Consider the following 19,695-nt stretch of genomic DNA (forward strand, 5'->3'; position numbering starts at 1 on the left):
CTCCTAGTGGTGGAATTCGCCTGCGTTGACGTCCAGGCACGCGCCGGTGATCGCGCGCGCCATGGCGGACGCGAAGAACACGACCGCGTCGGCGATCTCGTCGGGCTCGGGCAGTTTGCGCAGGTCGGTGGTCTTCGCGGTCTCGGCGTAGACCTCATCGGGGGTGATCCCCCGCTGCTGCGCCAGATAGTTGAAGTACCACTTCAGGTTGTCGGCCCAGATATAGCCGGGCGCGACGGAATTGACCCGGATGCCCTTCGGCCCGAGTTCGGTGGCCAGGCTCTGCGCCAGCGCGAGCAGGCTGGCCTTGGCCATCTTGTACGGCCCGAAGGTGCGCCGCGAGTGGTGCAGCACCGCCGAGTTGATCATCACCACCGATCCCTTGGTCTCGGCGAGGGCGGGCACGAACAGCCTGGTCAGCCGCAACGCGGCCAGCACGTTGGTCTCGAAGCCCGCGCGCACCTGGTCCAGATCGACATCGGCGAGGTCCACGATGGGCGGAATCGCGAAGGCGTTGTTCACCAGCGTGTCCACCTTGCCGAACGCGCTGTGGGCGGCCTCGACCAGGTTGGCCGCCGCCGCCTCGTCGTTGATGTCGGTCGGCACGACCACCGCGCGCCTGCCCAGTTCGGTGATCTCCTTCGCCACCTCGGTCAGCCGCGATTCGGTGCGGGAGGCGAGCACCACGTCCGCGCCGGCCTTCGCGCTCTGCACGGCGATCGCGCGCCCGAGTCCCGGCCCGACGCCGGAGACGACGACCACTTTGTCCTGCAACAACATCAGCCCAGCATCCTCTCCGCGACGGCGACCTGACGCGCCGCGATCCGGTCGCGCCACTGCTGCGGGGTGACCCGCGCCTGCTCGTGGAACGGCAGGCGGTTCGGCAGGTCCGCGACGGAGACGACCTCCACGGTGGGCCCGTCGTCGGGTTTCATCTCCCGCGACAGCCGCTGCCAGCGGAACTGGAGGTAGCCCCGCGAGTGCCCGGTGCGCTCGATCCAGTTGGCCAGGCCGGGGTCGCGCTCGCTGACCACCAGCCGGATCTTCCCGTCCGGGTCCACGTGCGCCTGGTCGGCGGTGAGGCTGGTCTGGTGGTTGATGTAGTCCAGCGACAGGTACCACATGCTGCCGAGCTGGAAGCCCTGGTAGGGCGCGTCCGATTTGGGCACCGTGATGATCATGGCCTGGTCGTCGTCCAGGTCGTAGTGACCCACCGAGGAGAACTGGGTGCTCAGCCCGCCGGGGGTGGGCCTCGGCTCGGTCAGCGTGTTCACCGGCAGGTTCAGATAGAACCACTCCGGGAAGGCCAGGAAGGTCTTCAACCGCGACACCAGCATCTTGCCCGCCACGCCGTACCGCTTGGCCAGCAGGTCCTTGGTCGGCGGCGGCGGCGCTTCGCCGATCCGGTCGGCGCGCTGGATGCGGATGGTGCCCGCCTTCTCGGTCGCCCAATCGCTGTGCACCTCGCGGACTACGAGCATCGCCGCGTCGGTGCCGAGGTGGACGTAGCCGGGGCGCGCCTCGCCCGGACCGAAGCGGATCTCGTAGCTTCCGTCCGGACGGATATCGAGTTCCCGATCGTCGAAGGCGGTGAGGCTGTCGGGCACGTCGACGGGCGAATAGTTGCCGTTGAGCACCTGGAAGCTCAGGTCGCGGGTGGTGCCGCGGGTGCCGGTCACCACGTATTCGGCGTCCGGGCGCAGGTAGGAGTGGTAGTAGAGGGTGTCGGGGTTGTCCAGCCCCATCTTGGTGTACGGGCCGGTGGACATGACGAAGAACGGGAAGTCCAGCTCGTAGGCCCAGGCCATCTGCAACGACGCGCGGATGCTGCCCGCCAGATAGTCGTAACCCTCGACGAGGTCCTGTTCGGTGCGGATGTGCGCGGCTCCGGTGATGATCTGCTCGGCGGCGGCGATGGCGTCCGCGAACGGCTGTGTCAGCAAGAGGCTCTCTCCGGTGTTCCAAATATGTACCGCTCTGGTACATTTCGATAGGAGAAAGATTAGAACGTGTTCTAGGAGTGGTCAATGGTCGGCCGTCGGTCCGCGCCCACCGCACGGGTGGTGCAGGTGCTGGATTTCTTCGTCGAACAGCGCGGCAAGCGCTTCAGGCTGTCCGAACTGGCCCGCGAACTCGACCTGGCGAAACCGACCTGCCTGGGCATCCTCACCGAGCTGACGGCGGGCGGCTATCTGGTACGCGACGCCGACGCCCGCACCTACGGGCTCGGACCGGCGCTGATCGCGGCGGGCCGGGTGGCACAGGACAGCTTCGCCATCTCCGCGCTGGCCCGCGTCGAGCTGGAGAAACTCTCCGCGCGCTACCACACCACCTGCACCGCGTCGGCGGTCGTCGGCGAGCAGATCATGGTGCTGGAGAGCACCGGTCCCGGCCTGGTGAAGGTGGGCGCGGCCTACCATTTCGCGCCGCCGGTCGGCCTGATGTACGTGCTCTGGGACACCGACGCGGCGTTCGACGCCTGGCTGGCCAAGCCGCCCGCGGTGCCGCTACGGCAGGACGAGGCGCGCCTGCGCCAGGTCGTCGCCGAATGCCGCGAGCGCGGATTCCTGGTCGAGAGCATGACCACCGCGGGACGGCGGCTGTACTCGCTGCTGGCCGGAGTCGCCGATCGCGATCTGCCTCCCGAGCTGCGGGAACTGGTCGGCGAACTGGTGACCAGCCTCGGTGAACGGGTGTACCTGGGCGCGGACCTGCGGCCGCGCAAGGAGCACGCGGTGAGCCTGCTCGCCGCACCGACCTTCGATGGCGACGGCAGGCAGAACATGGTGCTCACGATGTACGTCGGCCGCTCGATCACCGGAGCGGAGATCACCCGCCGCGGCGCGGCGCTGGTGGCCGCCGCCGACGCGGTGACGGCGAACTCGGGCGGACGCAGACCATTGACCGAAGACCGAAACGTGTTCTAGTTTTGCGGTGTGAGCCAGTACGCGAAGTCGACGGCGAGCACCTACGAGCTGCCCCATCTGGACGCGCTCGAGGCCGAGTCGGCGCACATATTCCGTGAAGTGGCAGCGACATTCGAGCGCCCGGTGTTGCTGTTCTCCGGCGGCAAGGATTCGGTGGTGATGCTGCACCTGGCGGCCAAGGCCTTCTGGCCGGCGCCGCTGCCGTTCCCGGTGCTGCACATCGACACCGGGCACAATTTCGACGAGGTGATCGCCTACCGCGACGAGACGGTGGCGCGCCTGGGGCTGCGCCTGGTGGTCGGGCGGGTGCAGGACGACATCGATGCGGGACGGGTGGTCGAGGAGACCGGGCCGCGCGCGTCGCGCAACCGGTTGCAGACGACGACGCTGCTGCGCTCGATCCAGGAGGGCTCGTTCGACGCGGTCTTCGGCGGCGCGCGCCGCGACGAGGAGAAGGCGCGCGCCAAGGAGCGGGTGTTCAGCTTCCGCGACGAGTACGGCCAGTGGGATCCGCGCAGGCAGCGCCCCGAACTGTGGAACCTCTACAACGGCAGGCACCGGGCCGGCGAGCACATCCGCGTGTTCCCGCTGTCGAACTGGACCGAACTGGACATCTGGAGCTACATCGCCGCCGAAGGCATCGAGCTGCCCGCGCTGTACTACGCGCACCGCAGGCCGGTGGTGCAACGCGACGGAATGCTGTTGGCGCACACCCGTTTTCTTCAGCTGCTCGACGGCGAGGAGCCGTACGAGGCCACCGTACGGTTCCGCACCGTCGGCGACGCGACCTGCACCGGCTGCGTCGAGTCGAACGCGGCCACGCCCGCGGAGGTGGTCGCCGAGGTCGCCGCCGCGCGGGTCACCGAGCGCGGCGCCACCCGCGCCGACGACCGCATCTCCGAGGCGGGGATGGAAGACCGCAAACGCGAAGGCTACTTCTGATGACGACCACACTGTTGCGCCTGGCCACCGCGGGCAGCGTCGACGACGGCAAATCGACGCTGATCGGCAGGCTGCTGTTCGACTCCAAGACGCTGTTCACCGATCAGCTCGCCGCCGTGGAGCGCACCAGCCGCGACCGCGGCGACGACTACCCGAACCTCGCGCTGCTCACCGACGGCCTGCGCGCCGAACGCGAGCAAGGCATCACCATCGACGTGGCCCATCGCTATTTCGCCACGCCCAGAAGGAAATTCATCATCGCCGACACCCCGGGGCACGTCCAGTACACCCGCAACATGGTGACCGGCGCGTCCACCGCCGACCTGGCGCTGATCCTGGTGGACGCCCGCAAAGGCGTGGTCGAGCAGACCCGGAGGCACGCGTTCCTGGCCAGCTTGCTCGGCATCCCGCACCTGGTGTTGTGCGTGAACAAGATGGACCTGGTGGACTGGTCGCAGGACCGATTCGAGGAGATCCGCGAGGAGTTCGCGCGCTTCGCCTCCAAACTCGACGTCTCCGATCTGACCTTCGTTCCCGTGTCGGCGCTGCACGGCGACAACATCGTGCACCGGGGCGCGAGCATGCCGTGGTACGAGGGCACTCCCCTGCTGCACCACCTCGAAGAGGTGCACATCGCCTCCGACCGCAACCTGATCGACTCCCGCTTCCCGGTGCAGTACGTCACCCGCAGTCACGCCCATGACTTCCGCGGCTACGCGGGCACGGTGGCGGGCGGGGTATTCAAACCGGGCGATGAAGTGGCGGTGCTGCCGTCGGGCTTCACCACCACGGTGGAGGCGATCTGGGGGCCGGGCGGCGCACCCGTCGCGGAAGCGTTCCCGCCGCAGGCGGTCACCATCCAGCTCGCCGACGAGCTGGACATCTCCCGCGGCGACCTGATCTGCCGCCCGAACAACCGGCCGAACACGGGACGCGACCTGGACGCGATGGTGTGCTGGTTCGCCGAGGACACCCAGCTCACCCCCGGCGCGACCTACACCATCCGGCACACCACCCGGGCGGCCACCGCCGAGGTGCGCTCGCTCGACTACCGGCTGGATGTCAATACCCTGCACCGCGACGAGCACGCGGAGGCATTGTCGCTCAACGAGATCGGCCGCGTCCAGCTGCGCACCCGCCAGCCCTTGCTGTTCGACCCCTACCGGCGCAACCGCGCCACCGGCAGTTTCATCCTCGTCGACGACACCACGAACAACACCGTCGCCGCGGGCATGATCACCGGCCCGAGCCTGCCTTCGTCCCGGGTGGTCTGGCACTCCACCGCCGTCGAGCGTGACGAGCGCGCCACCCGCGGCCTGACGGTCTGGCTCACCGGCTTGTCGGGCTCGGGGAAGTCCACCGTCGCGGTGGAGTTGGAGCGCAGACTCGTGGCGGCGGGCCGCCCGGCGTTCCTCCTCGACGGCGACAACCTGCGCCACGGCTTGAACTCCGATCTCGGATTCAGCGCGGCCGACCGGGAAGAGAACGTGCGGCGCGTGGGCGAAGTGGCGAAACTGTTCGCCGAAGCCGGTGTGGTGGCGGTCGTTTCGCTGATCAGCCCCTACCGCGCCGACCGCGACCGCGCCCGCGCCGCCCACGAAGCGGCGGGCATCCCGTTCCTCGAGGTTTTCGTCGACACGCCACTGGCGGTCTGCGAGGCCCGCGACCCGAAAGGCATGTACGCCAAGGCCCGAGCGGGCGAGATCCGCGGATTCACCGGCATCGACGACCCCTACGAAGCGCCGACCGAAGCCGAGATCGTGCTGCGGCCCGACCACGGGGATCCGGCGGCGATGGCGGCGACGATCCTCGCGCGGTTGAGCCGGATGGATTGATCCGGCCTCGGTGCGGCGGCCGCCGTGCCGATCGACGGTCCGTAGCTGACCGCCGGAGCCGGCTTCGTGGATCGGCTATCCCCTCCACAGTCGATACACGAAGCCGGCTTCGGCGACATCCCCGTAATCGGTTCGGATACGAGCGTAGGGCGCTAGGATCCGATTGTAAAGCGCTAGATTTCTAGCCGGTGCGCTCTGATCCTTTACATGCCGATACCATGGTTCCACGGGGACGGGCCGAATCGGGAGGTTGGTGGCACAGGTCGTGTCTGCGGATGGAGAGGACTTCACCGAGGAGCAGGCGGAGGACGCCGGTCCTATCGCGCGGCACCTCAATCGGGTGATCGCCGCCGCCCAGCAGCGGGATGCGCGTAGCTACTCCAACAAGGACATCGCCGAGCGCTCGACCGCGCTCGGCTATCCGCTCAGCCCGGCGCAGGTGTCGCACATCCGGCTCGGACGTGTCCGCAACCCGAGTTTCCGCACCATCGAAGGGATTTCCGTGGCGCTGGGCGTGGACGTGCGCGAATTCCTCGACGGCGCCGCCGCACAGCAAGCCGACGTCGACTCGCGGCTGGCCGCACAGCTTTCCGAGGCAGGCGTCGAGGCGATCGGCTTCCGCCTGTCCGAACTCAGCACACTGAACGAGTTGGGCAGGTCGACGTTCGGAGCCATAGTCGGCAATATCCTCCGCGACCTCCAGCAGCACGAACTCTATCGCCGACCGGCCGCCACCGAGGAAGACGACGAGACCACCGGCTGAGCGACGGCTGTCACCCCGTATCAGAGCTGCAGGTCGGCCGCCGGGATTCGCGGCGCGGCACCGGGCCGGAAGGTCGCTTGCGCTATCGGGCGGCGAACTTCCGTGTACGAATCCAACGCGGCGGCAATGGAGTTCGCACTGCGCAACGCCTTCGCCAAGACGATCGCGTCCTCGATGGCAGAAGTCGCACCCCGCCCCGCCGCCGGTGAAACGGCATGCGCCGCATCGCCGATCAGCACCGTATCCGCGTTGTGCCACCTTCCCTCGGGTTCCAGTTCGTACAGCGCGATCGGCGCGCTCACCTCGGAGCGCTCCAGCACTTCCGCCACCGGCGTGACCCGCAGGGCGTCGAGGAACACGTCGGGATCGGTCACCGTGGCCGCGGAAGCGACGTTCCGTCTGCTGAACCAGAACGATCCATCGCGATCGTCCCCCACATACCCCACCACTCCGTCCGGATGCGACCAGAAGTGCAGCACGTTCGTCGGCAGCCCGCGCACCGGTTCCGGGAAGTGCCCGTACCGGATCGACTGGCCGGTGTAGGTGGGCTCACGGCGATCGCCGAGCATGCGCCGGGTAGCCGAACGAGCGCCGTCCGCGCCGACCAGCAGATCGCCCGTGCGTCCACCGGGGTCGGCCCGAGTTCCGTAGTCGCAAGAGATATCCGCTCGGTCCAGTCCTTCGCGCAACACGGCCAGCAGATCCCTGCGCCACACATGGGTACTCGACCAGCGATGACCGGGCTCGGTCCGGGGGAAGGAACTCGCCCGTCCGGTGACCGTGTCGACGGTGCTGACGCCGACCACCGGGAATCCGGCAGCCCTGACCCTTTCCCCCAATCCGACCTGGTCGAGCGCGGTCGATGCCGCCGGACCGAGCGTGACCCAGCCGCCCACATCGGCCGCGCGCGTCGCGTGCTCGTAGACTTGAACGCGGACACCGACTTTCGCCATCGCGAGTGCCGCACATGCCCCTCCGATACCGCAACCGATGACTTCGGCTCGAAACATCAGGTCACACCTTCACCGCTGGGCGGAACCATCGACGACGCACCCGAATCATGTCCTCCCCCAGGCTGGCCGCCAAGGCCACGAGCAGTTTACGGTCGGCGTCGAACGTATCAGCCTTGTCCACGGCCGCGCGGTGCGGCTCACCGTACAGCACCGGCCGCTCGCGATTGGCCGTGGCGACGCGCTGGAGTTCGCGCGCGTATCCGGAAAGCGTGGCGGTCGACGTCGGGTCGACTTGGGGACTGAGCAACATCAGGGCATCGCGAATGTCGACCATCATCGCTTGACGCCGCTCCATGATGGCGGCCAGCGGTTGCCGGAGTCGGAAAGCGGGATTCGGCCGTTCCGGAAGGAACCGGGTGATCACGCCGACCGCGAAACGCCACAGCCGCCAGAGCAGCAAAACGTCACGCAGTGCCCCGAGGCCGGCGACCAAGGCTCGGATCCGCATCACCAAGCCATACCAGGACACGCCCAGCAGGAAGATGAACTGCCCCAGATAGACCTCCCATCGACCGAGCACGACGAGCGCTCGCGGCGGCTTCGCCGATGCGGCGTGATAACCGAGCTGAACGGTGAACGCCACGGTCGCCGCGAGCATCAACACCGCACCGATCACCGCCAGCATGATGCCGTGCGCAGGCGTCCCCGACAGCAACCGCAGGTATGCGACGCAGTAGTAGACGATCAGCACCCCGATCGGCACGGTGATCACCTTCTCGCCGAGCGAGAAACCGACCACGGCAGGGTCGGTGAACCCATAGGGCTTCGCGTCCGGCCCGGCGGCGACGGCGAACACCGCCAAGGCCGCGATGGAGGCGACCAGCGGGACGGCGACGGCGATCAGGATCTTCTTCGTCTGCGCGGTGTGCCGCGCGGCCAGCACGAAGAACGCGACGATGCAGACCTTGCCGCCCACCAGCAGCACGGTGCCGATGAATTCGTATTCCATCGCGGTCAGCAACCACGGATCCGACCGATCCTGGACATACTCTCCGAAGGAATATCCCGACGCCAGGAAGAAGAACGCCCCGACCACCGCGAGCAGAGCGACGTCCTTGTTCCGGCGGTACTGACTCGCCTTCCAGATCATGGCCACGGTGAATGCCGCGATGAGCCACCCGTGCGGTATGTAGATCACAGCCAGCCCATTCTCTCCTGCAGCGGCAGGGACGGGTCTTCTTCTCGCTGCATCGGACGCAGGGCGCGCTGCCGGTCGAGCACCCGGCTCACCTGATATGCCCACCGCGCCAGCAGGTTCGCGGTGTACTCCGCTTCCCATTCCCGTTCCGGGGACATCGCCGAATGGCGGTGCACGCTTCCGGTCTCGTAGTGCCCGGCGATGATGTGACCGAACTCGTGCCCGATGCCGTGATCCTGATGCCAGGCGGGTGTCGCCTTCTGGTACGCGATGACATACGTGTCGGGCGGCGCCGAGAGCTTCAGCGTGATCGCGAAGAAGCAATCGACCGGCAGCAGCTTTTCCTGCAGCAGCACCGTGGCGCCGGTGAACTCGCAGTAGCGCTCGATCAGCTGGCGCATGGTCAGCAGTTCACGCACCTGCATGCGCTGAAGCAGCAGCCGGGTGCGATGTTCGACCTCACGCACCATCGCGGGGTTCGGGACGAAACGCGATTCCGCGTCCGGCCCACTTCCGGCGATCGCCGCCGGATCGCCGGGCGAGCGTCTCACGCGCCCGCGCCACACGGGAATCATCAGACGTCACACTCCGCAGCCCACCCCACCGCCCGACCTTCGGCAACCGGTGTGTCGAACGGTACGAATACGATGCCGAGCGCCGCGCCTGATCGACCGATGCCGTTCCAAGCCCCGTGCCCGGCGGTTCGGCGTTCAAAGTACCATCACCGCGACCGAACAGCATCAGTCCGAATCGGGCTGCCGTGGCGTAGCATTCGCGGTTGTCATTGCGCGGCCCGACCCGATCCGGCGCGACATGGTGTCATTCAGCCGAGTGAATCGACTCCGGTGTTCTCGCCGCACAGCGCGGCGCGGAGCGTGTCGCGCAGCCAGCGCTGGGCCGGGTCGGCGTCGAGGCGGGCGTGCCAGAGCAGGCGCACATCGACCTCCGGCAAGGTGTCGGGCAGGGGGAACCAGCGGATGCCGAGAGCCGGGCCGTACTGTTCGGCGAGGCGCTGCGGGACGAGGCCGACGTAGCGGCTCGTGGCGACCAGTAGCGCCGCGACCGCGAAGGACGGGACGACGGCCGCGACGTGGCGTTGCAGCCCGACGGCGTCGAGTGCGTCGTCGAGCGGTCCGCGCGCCCGGCCGCGGCGGGAGGCCGAGACGTGCGGATGGCGGCACAGTTGGCGCAAGGTCGGGCGGCGGCGCATGCCCAGCGGGCTGTCGGCTCGGACGATGCCGACCATTCGTTCCCGATACAGCACGGCTGTCCGGATGTCGGGAGCCGCGACGTCGCCGACGCCGATATCGAGATCGACCGAGCCGTCGCGGAGGGCCTCGGCGCTTTCGCTGCCTTCGGTGACGAAGCGCAGCACCACGCCGGGAGCGGCGGCGGCCGTGGCTTCGACCGCAGCCGTCGCCAGTGTCGCCGCGACGCCGTCGTTGATGCGGATCGTGAAGGTGCGCTTCAGCTCGCCGATCGAGACCTCGCGGTCGGCGCTGATCAGTGCGGATGCCTCGTCGAGCAGCGACCGCACTCGCGGAGCGGTGCGCAGCGCGAACGGTGTGGGAGCCATTCCGCGACCGGCCCGTACCAAGATCGGGTCGTTCATCGCCCGGCGCAAGCGGCCCAGTGCCCGGCTGGTCGCCGGGATGGACAGATGCAGGCGCTCGGAAGCCGCCGTGACGCTGCCTTCTTGGATCAGCGCGTCGAACACGCGCAGCAGGTTCAGATCGAGCTGCTCCGGCATAGTTGCATGGTACGCAAGAGATAATTGCCAAAGTTGCGTGGCATGCAGACACGCGAGGTCCATACCGTCGTCGACATGCCGTTCAATGTCTTGATCCGGGATCGTGGGCCGTCACCGGACCCGATGTCCCCTCCCGTCACCCGGCGTGGCCTGCTCGCGGTGATGTGCGCCTGCGTGGTGCTCGTCGTCGGGATGGTCGCCGCCATCAATCTCGCCGTCCCGATGCTCGCCGCGAGCGCGCTTCACCCGTCCGCCTCGGCGCTGATCTGGATCATCGACACCTACGTGATCGTCTTCGCGTGCCTGGTGATCCCAGGCGGTGCCGCCGGAGATCGTTTCGGGCGCAAGGGAGTGCTGCTCATCGGGCTGGTGCTGTTCGCGGCGGGCGCACTGCTCTGCGCGCTCGCACCGAACGTGGCGCTGCTGCTGGCGGGCCGTGCGATCACCGGAGTCGGCGCCGCCGCCGTGCTGCCCAACACCCTTTCGGTCCTGCTGCACGCCGTCCCCGCCGAACGCAAGGGCGCGACCATCGCCACCTGGGCCTCGATGACGGGCATCGGCGGAGTCGTCGGCAACGTCGGCGGCGGCTCGATCCTGTCGGGTGGATCGTGGCGGTGGTTGTTCGCCGCCGTCGTGCCGATCTGCCTGGTTCTCGCCGCGCTGGTGGGACGCGTCGCGCCGGTGTCGCCGCGCCATGATCGCCGCCTCGACCCGATCGGCACGGTGCTGCTCGTCGGTGCGTCGGTCGCGCTGCTGCTCGGCATCGTCCAAGGGCCGGAGGCGGGGTGGGACAGTGTGGTGGTCGTGTCCGGATTCGTCTGCGCCGCTGTGCTGTTCGCCGTGTGGACGGTTGTGGAACTGAAAGTCGAGCACCCGCTGCTGGATCCCCGGTTGTTCCGAGTACCCGGCCTGCGCAGTGCCTGCCTCGGTATGACGGCGGTCTTCTTCGGCATGTTCGCGCTGTTCTATGTCAACGCGTCGTTCTTGCAGTACGGCAAGGGGTTCGGCGTGCTGCGCACCGGGCTGGGCATCGTGCCGCTGACCCTCCCGATCATCCTCGGCGCACGACACGCCGGACGCGTCTCGGGACGCATCGGCCTCGACGCGACCATCGCGCTGGCCTTCGCGTTCGTCGGCTGCGGACTGCTCGGACTGTCCACCAGCGGCACGCAGACGTCCTATGTCGCCTACGCGGCGTGGCTCGTGGTCACCGGAATCGGTGTGGCACTGGCGCTTCCGACGCTCTCCGGCGCCATCGCCGGTGCGCTGCCGCGGGAGCAGGCCGGAGTCGGAGCGGGACTGCAAGCCACCACCAGGGAATTCGGCAGCGCCTTGGGCGTCGCCGTCATCGGCACGGTGCTCACCGCACGGTTCGCCGCCGCCCTGCCGCCGGACATCCGCGCCGGCCATTCCCCGCACACCGTGGCCGAAGCCCTCGCCTCGACCGCCCCCGATCGCGCCACCGAAGTGATAACGGCGTTCGTCTCGGGCGCGGACGCCGGACTCCGCGCGATCGGCGTGATCGTACTCGTCCTCGGCGGTCTGGTGGTGCTGCAGTCTGCGCTGTCCCGGCGGAGGGGGCCCGCCGCCGGTTGATCAGCGGACGATATCGACATATCGGGTGCGGTAGTCCGACAACCATCGAACAGCTTTCCCCCAATAGCCGCCATCAGCTCAATATGCCGGCCGATTCAGCGCTTTGCCCAGTGCGCTGCGCCGTGTCAGCACCGGCAGCCGACCAGCGGATACCTCTGCACGGGTTACGGGCGTCCGCCTACATCACAGACCGCTGGTTGCCGCTCCGCTCGCCGCCGGATCGAATCAGCGAAGTAGTCGCGGACCTACACGAAGGAGTATCAGCATGGAAATCTTTGTCACCGCAGCGACCGGATGGATCGGTTCGGCCGTCGTCGACCAGTTGCTGGACGCTGGTCACGAGGTCACCGGGCTCGCCCGTTCGGATGCATCGGCCGCCGCGCTCGAGCGGAAAGGAGCCCGGGCGAGACGCGGCGACCTCGATGAGCTCGACAGCATCACTCGGTAGCCGAATCAGCTTGTGGCCGAGTTGATGACGTGAGCGAGGTTGTCCAGCAGCTGATTCCAGCCGAAGCGGATGCCGGCCATGGCCGGTTCCGAGCCCGGGGCCGGGTCGGACACGTCGATCTGTAGGTCGACGCGGGTGCCGCCGGTGACGCTGGTCAACTCGAGGAGATGGTCGGCCCGGAACAACGGGGTCCCGTTGCCGTCGAGCGGTGACAACTCGAACCGGAGCCGTTCGGGCGGAACGACTTCGAGGTAGCGCCCGGCGCTGGAATACAGCGCACCGTCGCCCTCGCGGAGCACGATCGACAGGGCGCCCCCGACGACCGGCCGCAAGACGCAGTCGGCGATCTCGAAATGCGCTGGGTGCCACCACCGGCGCGCCAGGTCGGGCGAGGTCCACCACTCCCACACGGTCGCCGGCGGCGCCGACAGCGTCCGATGGAATTCGTGGGCAGACAACGGCTCGGCGGCGATTGCCACCCGGTATTCCGCGAGCACCGACTCCGAGGGATGGTCGGCCTCGAATCCCGCCAGCCACTGTCGCAGCTCGCGCAGCGGACCCCGGCGCAGGGCGTAGATGCGGCGCTGCCCGAGCGGTTCCATTACCACCAGGCCCGCGCGCTGGAGCGCCTGCAGATGTTTGGTCGTCTGCGGTTGTCTCAGGCCGAGTGCGGTAGCGATCTCGCCGACCGGACGCGGCGCGGCGTTCAGCAACTCCACGATCCGCATGCGGTTCGGTTCGGCCAGAGCGGCGAATAGTGCGGGCTCCATTGACCAAGCATGCCTCCTCAGATATATTCCTTTCAAGGAATACTTCTGAACCAGGAGCACGACATGTCCGAGCAGATCCGCATCGAACGCGACTACCCCGCCACCGCCCAGGCGATCTGGGAACTGTGGACCACCCCGGCGGGCATCGAGAAGTGGTGGGCGCCCGACGGTTTCACCGTCCGCGTCGACCAGCTCGACCTGCGCCCTGGCGGCGAACTGGTCTACACGATGACCGCGACCGCCCCCGAGCAGATCGAATTCATGCGATCCGCGGGCATGCCACTGTCGACCGAGTCCCGCAAGACGTTCACCGACATCGACGGCCCCGACCGGCTCGCCTACACCTCCCTGGCCGACTTCATCCCCGGCGTCGAGCCGTACGAATTCCTCACCACCGTCGAGCTCGAGCCGACCGACGCGGGCGTCCGCGTGGTCATGACCGTCGACGCCATGCACGACGACGTCTGGACTCAGCGCCTCACCCAGGGACGGGAGAACGAGCTCGCCAACCTTGCCGCCATCGTCTCCGGCAGCTAGTTTTCGGACCGGACGACCGAACCCGAAACCAGCAGCGCGGGCAGCTTCGACGCACCACGTCGACTGATCAGTGGGCTCACAAGAACGGTCTGTGGACTCAACGCCTCCGAAGGAAATACGTCGATCACACCATCGCTCCAGACGCCGCTCGACGGCCTCCGGTCCGCGAGCGAGTCCTGATTACGGTGCTTCCACGCGATATCACAGCTGTCGCGAGCGTCTGACCCTCCGAGTACGGGGCCGGTGATGCTGTTGCTCCGCGATGCCGAGGCAATTTACGGCCCGTCGTGACGACGAGCCGGTGGTTCGCGGAGCACGCGACGGTTGCCGACCGGTGGGTCAACGGCGGTCCGGACGGCGCGGATACTTGGAAGGGCGCATCCGGCCCGTGAGCCGCAGAGCCTCGACCGCCGCGCATTTCCACGAGCATTCGTTCGCATCGCATTCCAAATGCACCTGCATGAGCGCGTGCGCATCGCCGGGAGCGAATTCCGGGCCGTCGGTCGGCTTTACCGCAGGCCAACCCAATGGCGGCCAGCCCAGCAGGCACAGTTGCTCATGGCCCACGCGTTCGGCGATGTGATAGACGCTCGGACCACGCAATGGCTTCCGCCACCATCGGCTCGCCGCGAACAAGACCGTCAGCAGTACTGCGACCGCGACCGCCCCCACCATCAGCGCTGTGCCGAACTCGGACCAGCCGGACATCAAACGCCCACCCCGCTCTCCGACGATCCGAACGTCGGCCACCGGTGCCCACGCTCCCACATCTGTTCGGGCGCAACGACAATCAGCGCCACCTCCTCCGTGAGCGCACGCCTGGCAGTCCAGATGTGCTCCCGAGTCGGAGCGATGACGGCCGAAGCGCCCACCCGGCGGATCGCCTGTACAAGCAGCAGCGTCGGCATCAGCGCATCGCGATCCACGACCAGCACTTCCGGCTCGGGATAGCCCTTTCGTTCGGCTAGCGCCCGAATCGCGCGCTCCTCCTCGACGTGGTCCTTGCCGGACTGATCCAGCCGGATGTAGCCCAGCGCGATTTCCACCATGTCCGCCCCTTATCCGTCGATGTGGTGTGGCACCCGGTGCCGGGGATCCCGTGACCCCTGGGAACGCAATCACTACTGAGACAAGGGATGTGCTCACCCGGCGCCGAGGCCGGAACAAACTGTGACCGACGAACAAGACAGCGAATCGGCAAAAGATTTGTCACCCTGGGGATAAGGAAGTCTGTGGAATGGAATCCATGATGACGATGACCCAGGAGTCCGGTGTCGGCGACAAAGTACGTGTCGCAAGGAAGCTAGCGGGATGGAGCCAGGAAAGACTCGCGCGGGAAGCGAACTTCTCGGCGAGCTTGGTCCGCAAGGTCGAACGCGGCCGCGCGCCCGCGTCTCCGGCTTTCGTCGCGGCCTGCGCCCGCGCGCTGCGGGTGAACCTCGCCGACCTCCTCGAACAGCCCTACCCGCGCCAGACTCGCGACGAACAGCAAGTGCATGCCGGGGTACCCGAGATCCGCCGTGAACTGGCTGCCTACAAGATAGAGCCGGACGGCACGATGAACGCGCGGCCCGAACGAGAACTCGCCGCTGACGTCGCGAGGGCGTCCGCGATGCGTCACTCCGTCAACCTCGGCGATCTCGGCACGCTCCTACCCGGCCTGCTCGCGGACCTCCGCGTCGCATGGCACAGCGCGAGCGGAGCGAAGCGCGAGCGCCTCTTCGGGCTCCTCGCCGAAGTGTTCGCCGCGACCGGGCAACTCGTGTACAAACTCGGCTACATCGACCTTTCCTCGCTGTGCGTCGAGCGGTACGAATGGGCAGCCGCGCAATCCGGTGATCAACTGGCCGTCCTCGCGGGCGATTATCAGCGCGCGGGCGAGCTGATCTGCACGGCCGAATGGTCTACCGCGCTGCGCTTTCTCGAATCCAGCCGCGCAACCCTCGAATCCGAGATCAGCGGCAACGATCCGGCTGTCCTCAGCATGTGGGGCAATCTGCACCTGAAATCCGGTCTCGCCGCAGCTCGCGCGGGGCGGCGCGATGTAGCCGACGAACACCTCGCCGCAGCGCGGGAGACTGCCCGCCGCCTCGGTGGCGACCGAGACGACTACCGGCTCTGCTTCGGCGTCACGAATGTCGGCATCTGGTCGGTCGGGCTGGCCGTCGAGATGATGGATGGCACCGAGGCGGTGAAACGCGCCGAGCACGTGCGTCTCCCGGCCACGACGCCCCGGGAGCGCGCGGGCCACCATTACATCGACCTGGCCCGCGGATTCCTGCTCCACGGCGATCGGACGAAAGCCCTTACGTCCTTGCGCAAAGCCAAGGAGATCGCGCCGACGCAGACCCGCTACCACCCCATGGTGCACGAGACCATCCGCGTCCTCGCACGCGACGACGCACGCAGCAACGAGAGTGTGCGAGGTTTCGCCGCTTGGTGCGGGATCGATCGCGGCTGATCGGTTCGGGTGATGAGGCGATGCCGATAACCGGGCCGCTAATCGATGGCCCGGCAGCGGCTTGTGAGAAGCGCTTCGAACGCCGTGTAAGCGTCCGCTAAGGTGTGCTTCGCCGTGTCTGTCAGACCGGGAGAGGCACCGGCCGCGACGGCCGTCGCGACGAGGGTGGCCAGATCCACGATCAGTTTTCCTCTCCGAGTGCTTCCACGACGAACGGTGGCCCCCCGGCCCCATCACCTACCCGGATGCGGGTCCCGGGCGCGGGATTGTGCTGGATGATCCACCGATTAAGCGGATGCCGAATCCATTGTTCCAACAGTGGGCTGCGAATCCGACGTGCGCCCAGCGCCGTCCCCGCGCGGCCGAGCTCCTCCGACACCGCCCGCGTGATCGACTCCTGATCGAAGACCACCTGATAGCCGCGATTCGCGGCGGAGGCGGCCAGCTGGCCGAGGAACTTCGCGACGATCGAACCGATCACCTCGGGTCGCAGGATGTCGAAGACGACTATCCCACCGCCCAGTCTTCCGAGCAGCTCAGGGCGGCCGAGTTCGGTGGACATGTACTCGGCCACGGCGTTCTCGAAATGCCTGCGAACGTCGTCGTACGAACGCTGCGAGGCCGGTTGACCGTTGGACAGCACGGAGTTCTCACCGATGGGTTGCGGTGTGAGGGGATTCTGCCACCCGGAACCCCGCCCGATGGGCCCGTGCCCGACCGAGGTCTGCGCCAAGGCGCCCTTGCGGAGGGAACTCTGCCCGAGCAGGCTTCTGCCGGTCGAGTTCTCGGCGGACGCGGCGGTTCCGTTCAAGGTGTCGGCGCCCAGGTTGGAGGTGAAGATCACCACCGATTGTGAGAAGTAGGCCGTTCTTCCCTGGCCGTCTGTGAGCCTGCCGTCGTCGATGATCTGCAGGAACTTGTCGAAGATCCGGGGATTGGCCTTCTCGATCTCGTCGAAGAGCACCACGCTGAACGGTCTTTCCATGATCCAGTTGGTCAGTGCGCCACCGTTCTCGTGGCCGATATACCCGGGTGGGGCGCCGATGAGGCGCTCGCTGGCGTGGTCCTGACTGAATTCGCTCATGTCGAATCGTCGCAGCGCGGTCTCGTCCTCGAAGACCAGTTGCGCGATCGCCTTGGCCAGCTCGGTCTTGCCGACTCCGGTCGGGCCGACGAAGAAGAACACTCCCTTCGGGCGGCTGGCCGGACCGTCCGGATCGGCGACGAAATCGATACCGACGCGGGCGTCGACCAGCATGTCCGCCACCGCCCGTACGGCGGCTTCCTGCCCCATCACCCGGTCGGCGAGAACCGTTTCCGCGTTCAGGATCTTCTCGCTGTCGAGCTGCTCCCACGGGTCTTCACGGATGCCGAAGCGGTGGCGCATCACGAGCCGCCGCGGGGAGGCCGGGGAGATCCTCGCGAGGTGTGAGGTCGGCGCCAGCGCCGCGACGTCGCGCAGCGTCATCCCATCGGTGAGGCTGGTCAGCGACTTCGCGGCGGCGTCGGCTCGGTCGGGTGCCATGGCCGTGTCGCCGTAGTAGGTTCCGATGGTGCGGCGCAGGAAGATCAGGCGTTCCGCCGCCGTCGGCGGCGGGATCTCGAAGGTGGCGACATGGGGATTGCCCAAGTGCACCCATTCCGGCAGCGTGCCAAGACGTTTGGTCAGCAGGACCAGGATGTTGCGCAGCTGATCGTCCCTGGCCCCGGGAGCGTAGTGCTCCTCGGTGAGCATCTTGCGCAACCAGGCCAGGTTCAGTTGGTATCCCTCCTCGGCGGCGGCGTCCCGACCGAAGATCAGGTCGGCCTGGTCGATGATCACCGCGCAAGCTCGGTGCTGTTGCGCGAGCAGCGATCTGGTCGCGGCCAGCAGATCGGCGGGGGTCCGCACCGCGGGCGTCGCGGTCGAATCCGCGCGGGCGCGCAGTCGCTGCTCGGCGGCGCTGATCCGGCGGCCACGCGCGGATTGCTCGGACGTATCGGCAGCAGGCAGCGGTGCCGCGGCTGGCATGTCCAGGCGGGAGTGGACGAAACTCCTACTGGTCTCGTCGGCGTAGGACAAGCCGTCTACCAGGTCGTAGCGCGTGGTCGCGGTGTAACCCGTCCAACCCAGGAATCTCGGAAACGCGACATCGACGGGGTGGAAATCGTCGTCCCACAGCACGAGATCGTCCACGTTGCCGTGCAGGACCAGATGGCGCCCACGACGAACCTCGTGGAAGATCCTGGCAAACCAGGTCGCCACCGGTTGCGTCTGCTCGCTCACGCCGGCCTACCCCCCTGCCGCACGTTCTCCGCTGCCGCCTTCTGCCGCGCGGCGCCAGGCGGTCTCGGCGATCCACCGTCATCCCAGGACACCGCCCCGGTGTCGAAGCCGTTGTGCCGCAACGACGAATTGAGCGTCTCCGCGAGGTCGCGCAAGCTCCCGCAGGCGCGGCCGTCCAGGGCGAACTCTTCGTCGGCTCCCTCCCGGATGTAGTTGACGCGATGGTCCCGCTCCTCGTCGTCTTGCACGACCACCAGCAGCGGATCGCCACGGCGCGGCTGGGCGCGTAGCGCCACACTGCCGTCCGCACCCGTTTCCAGTGAGGAGGAATCGACCGCGAAGCCGAGGCCGGGCAGCGCTTCGAGGATCGCGCCGAGCATCTCGCGGCGCTCGGTGAAGCGTTCGATGGCCGCATCGAGGTCGCGCTCGACCGCCACCAGACGGCCTGCCACCCGGTCGGTGAGCTCCGCCGCCGCATCGGGCCGATCCTGATCCAGATAGGCGCGGACCTGTGCGAGCGCTTCCCCCGCCATGGTGATGTCCGGCAACGAGACATGAGCTGCGGCGGCCTCGCCTGCGAGAGCGCGGATGCGCGCGGCCAATTGCTGCTCGGCGGCGTCCGCGGCGCGAACCGCTTCCGCGTGCTCGGCCGCGTGCTCGGTGACCGCCGCATGGTGGGCCCGCACCGTGGCGACCGCCGTATCGGCTGCCGCGAGGAACGACGCGACGTCATCACGCCCGAGGAATCCGTCCAGTTCGGCGATGGCCGCGTCGCTGCGCGTCGCGCCGTCCGGGTCGAACCGCAGGCGCTGCCGAATCTCGTGCCGGCCGAGCAGGTCACGCAGCATGGTCACTTGCTCGGCACCGCTCGCCTTGCTGCGCCGAAGGATCTCCGTGGACGCGGACGCACGCACCACCTCGGCGGCGGTGACGGCCCGATCGGCCTTGCCGAGCTGCTTCATCGTGGTCGCGGCGTCCAGCAGTGACCGAGCACGGTGCACGGCGGTCTGCACCGGCTCGACATCCGATGCCCGCGCGCCGGGTTCCCGCGGCAGTGCCGCACAGGCGTCGGTCAGCGTCGCCAGCCGCCGCGCCGTCTCCGCCCGTGCCGCTTCCAACGCCTCCTGCGCTCGCCGGGCCTGCTCGGCTTGTCGTACGCGTTCGCGCTCCTCCCGCTCGCGTTCCAACCGCCGCCGGCGTTCGGCATCGGCGGTGACCGTACTGTATTTCGGCGACCTGCTCACCGGGC

Annotated in this window: 18 protein-coding genes and 1 pseudogene; 8 read left to right on the forward strand and 11 right to left on the reverse strand. The window is 67.9% G+C overall.

The window, feature by feature from the left end; genetic code table 11:
- Nucleotides 1–3: 3 nt before the first annotated feature.
- The gene (locus tag ACH49X_RS24200) at nt 4–780 is read right to left on the reverse strand and encodes an SDR family oxidoreductase (protein WP_039797758.1); all 777 of its coding nucleotides are present in this window, start codon (nt 778–780) and stop codon (nt 4–6) included.
- Nucleotides 780–1,943: a hypothetical protein gene (locus ACH49X_RS24205; RefSeq protein ID WP_357206251.1), complete on the reverse strand. Its 1,164-nt coding sequence runs from the start codon at nt 1,941–1,943 to the stop codon at nt 780–782. Before ACH49X_RS24205 ends, ACH49X_RS24200 begins: the two co-directional genes overlap by 1 nt.
- 84 nt (nt 1,944–2,027) lie before the next feature.
- Between ACH49X_RS24205 and ACH49X_RS24210 the strand changes: the two genes are divergently transcribed.
- The 4 genes from ACH49X_RS24210 (at nt 2,028) to ACH49X_RS24225 (ending at nt 6,467) form a co-directional block, all read left to right on the forward strand.
- On the forward strand, nt 2,028–2,927 hold the full coding sequence (locus ACH49X_RS24210) for a helix-turn-helix domain-containing protein (protein ID WP_357206253.1): 900 nt from the start codon (nt 2,028–2,030) through the stop codon (nt 2,925–2,927).
- A 9-nt stretch (nt 2,928–2,936) separates the two neighbouring features.
- Nucleotides 2,937–3,869 carry a sulfate adenylyltransferase subunit CysD gene (gene cysD, locus ACH49X_RS24215; protein ID WP_195081750.1) on the forward strand — a complete coding sequence of 311 codons (933 nt, stop codon included), beginning with the start codon at nt 2,937–2,939 and terminating at the stop codon, nt 3,867–3,869.
- The gene (cysC, locus tag ACH49X_RS24220) at nt 3,869–5,704 is read left to right on the forward strand and encodes an adenylyl-sulfate kinase (protein ID WP_357112282.1); all 1,836 of its coding nucleotides are present in this window, start codon (nt 3,869–3,871) and stop codon (nt 5,702–5,704) included. Before cysD ends, cysC begins: the two co-directional genes overlap by 1 nt.
- A gap of 265 nt (nt 5,705–5,969) precedes the next feature.
- Nucleotides 5,970–6,467 carry a helix-turn-helix domain-containing protein gene (locus ACH49X_RS24225; protein ID WP_357112285.1) on the forward strand — a complete coding sequence of 166 codons (498 nt, stop codon included), beginning with the start codon at nt 5,970–5,972 and terminating at the stop codon, nt 6,465–6,467.
- Between the two features lie 20 nt (nt 6,468–6,487).
- Here the strand turns inward: ACH49X_RS24225 and ACH49X_RS24230 are convergent, their stop codons facing one another.
- The 4 genes from ACH49X_RS24230 to ACH49X_RS24245 all read right to left on the reverse strand — a co-directional run bounded on the left by ACH49X_RS24230 (nt 6,488) and on the right by ACH49X_RS24245 (nt 10,368).
- On the reverse strand, nt 6,488–7,477 hold the full coding sequence (locus ACH49X_RS24230) for an NAD(P)/FAD-dependent oxidoreductase (protein ID WP_357112288.1): 990 nt from the start codon (nt 7,475–7,477) through the stop codon (nt 6,488–6,490).
- 4 nt (nt 7,478–7,481) lie between these two features.
- On the reverse strand, nt 7,482–8,618 hold the full coding sequence (locus tag ACH49X_RS24235) for a hypothetical protein (RefSeq protein WP_195081746.1): 1,137 nt from the start codon (nt 8,616–8,618) through the stop codon (nt 7,482–7,484).
- A complete protein-coding gene (locus ACH49X_RS24240; RefSeq protein ID WP_195081745.1) occupies nt 8,615–9,169 on the reverse strand; it encodes a hypothetical protein in 555 nt (184 codons plus the stop codon). Before ACH49X_RS24240 ends, ACH49X_RS24235 begins: the two co-directional genes overlap by 4 nt.
- 272 nt (nt 9,170–9,441) lie before the next feature.
- Nucleotides 9,442–10,368 carry a LysR family transcriptional regulator gene (locus ACH49X_RS24245; protein ID WP_195081744.1) on the reverse strand — a complete coding sequence of 309 codons (927 nt, stop codon included), beginning with the start codon at nt 10,366–10,368 and terminating at the stop codon, nt 9,442–9,444.
- A gap of 75 nt (nt 10,369–10,443) precedes the next feature.
- Between ACH49X_RS24245 and ACH49X_RS24250 the strand changes: the two genes are divergently transcribed.
- Both ACH49X_RS24250 and ACH49X_RS24255 read left to right on the forward strand, forming a co-directional pair.
- The gene (locus tag ACH49X_RS24250) at nt 10,444–11,964 is read left to right on the forward strand and encodes an MFS transporter (RefSeq protein ID WP_195081743.1); all 1,521 of its coding nucleotides are present in this window, start codon (nt 10,444–10,446) and stop codon (nt 11,962–11,964) included.
- Nucleotides 11,965–12,229: 265 nt separating this feature from the next.
- A pseudogene (locus ACH49X_RS24255) lies at nt 12,230–12,403 on the forward strand (NAD(P)H-binding protein); the annotation flags it as partial.
- A 14-nt stretch (nt 12,404–12,417) separates the two neighbouring features.
- Here the strand turns inward: ACH49X_RS24255 and ACH49X_RS24260 are convergent.
- Complete coding sequence (locus ACH49X_RS24260; protein ID WP_357206255.1) at nt 12,418–13,182, reverse strand: metalloregulator ArsR/SmtB family transcription factor; 765 nt, start codon at nt 13,180–13,182, stop codon at nt 12,418–12,420.
- A gap of 63 nt (nt 13,183–13,245) precedes the next feature.
- Here ACH49X_RS24260 and ACH49X_RS24265 point away from each other — a divergent pair, with 63 nt between their 5' ends.
- Nucleotides 13,246–13,719, forward strand: a complete 474-nt coding sequence (locus ACH49X_RS24265; RefSeq protein ID WP_357206257.1) for an SRPBCC domain-containing protein — start codon at nt 13,246–13,248, stop codon at nt 13,717–13,719.
- A gap of 339 nt (nt 13,720–14,058) precedes the next feature.
- Here ACH49X_RS24265 and ACH49X_RS24270 read toward each other — a convergent pair whose 3' ends face one another.
- Nucleotides 14,059–14,427 (reverse strand): hypothetical protein, encoded by a 369-nt coding sequence (locus ACH49X_RS24270; RefSeq protein ID WP_195081739.1) that lies wholly within the window; start codon nt 14,425–14,427, stop codon nt 14,059–14,061.
- Complete coding sequence (locus ACH49X_RS24275) at nt 14,427–14,768, reverse strand: hypothetical protein (RefSeq protein ID WP_195081738.1); 342 nt, start codon at nt 14,766–14,768, stop codon at nt 14,427–14,429. The genes ACH49X_RS24270 and ACH49X_RS24275 overlap by 1 nt, the downstream gene beginning before the upstream one ends.
- Before the next feature lie 188 nt (nt 14,769–14,956).
- Here ACH49X_RS24275 and ACH49X_RS24280 point away from each other — a divergent pair, with 188 nt between their 5' ends.
- Nucleotides 14,957–16,180 carry a helix-turn-helix transcriptional regulator gene (locus ACH49X_RS24280; protein ID WP_357206259.1) on the forward strand — a complete coding sequence of 408 codons (1,224 nt, stop codon included), beginning with the start codon at nt 14,957–14,959 and terminating at the stop codon, nt 16,178–16,180.
- Nucleotides 16,181–16,361: 181 nt separating this feature from the next.
- On the opposite strand, the gene ACH49X_RS24285 is transcribed toward ACH49X_RS24280, so the two are convergent.
- Together ACH49X_RS24285 and ACH49X_RS24290 are read right to left on the reverse strand one after the other, a co-directional pair.
- Nucleotides 16,362–18,446: an AAA family ATPase gene (locus ACH49X_RS24285; protein ID WP_357206261.1), complete on the reverse strand. Its 2,085-nt coding sequence runs from the start codon at nt 18,444–18,446 to the stop codon at nt 16,362–16,364.
- Nucleotides 18,443–19,690: a hypothetical protein gene (locus ACH49X_RS24290; protein ID WP_357206263.1), complete on the reverse strand. Its 1,248-nt coding sequence runs from the start codon at nt 19,688–19,690 to the stop codon at nt 18,443–18,445. The genes ACH49X_RS24285 and ACH49X_RS24290 overlap by 4 nt, the downstream gene beginning before the upstream one ends.
- Nucleotides 19,691–19,695: the final 5 nt, after the last annotated feature.

It is taken from the genome of Nocardia sp. NPDC019323 (genome assembly GCF_044389845.1).
Classification (GTDB): domain Bacteria; phylum Actinomycetota; class Actinomycetes; order Mycobacteriales; family Mycobacteriaceae; genus Nocardia; species Nocardia implantans.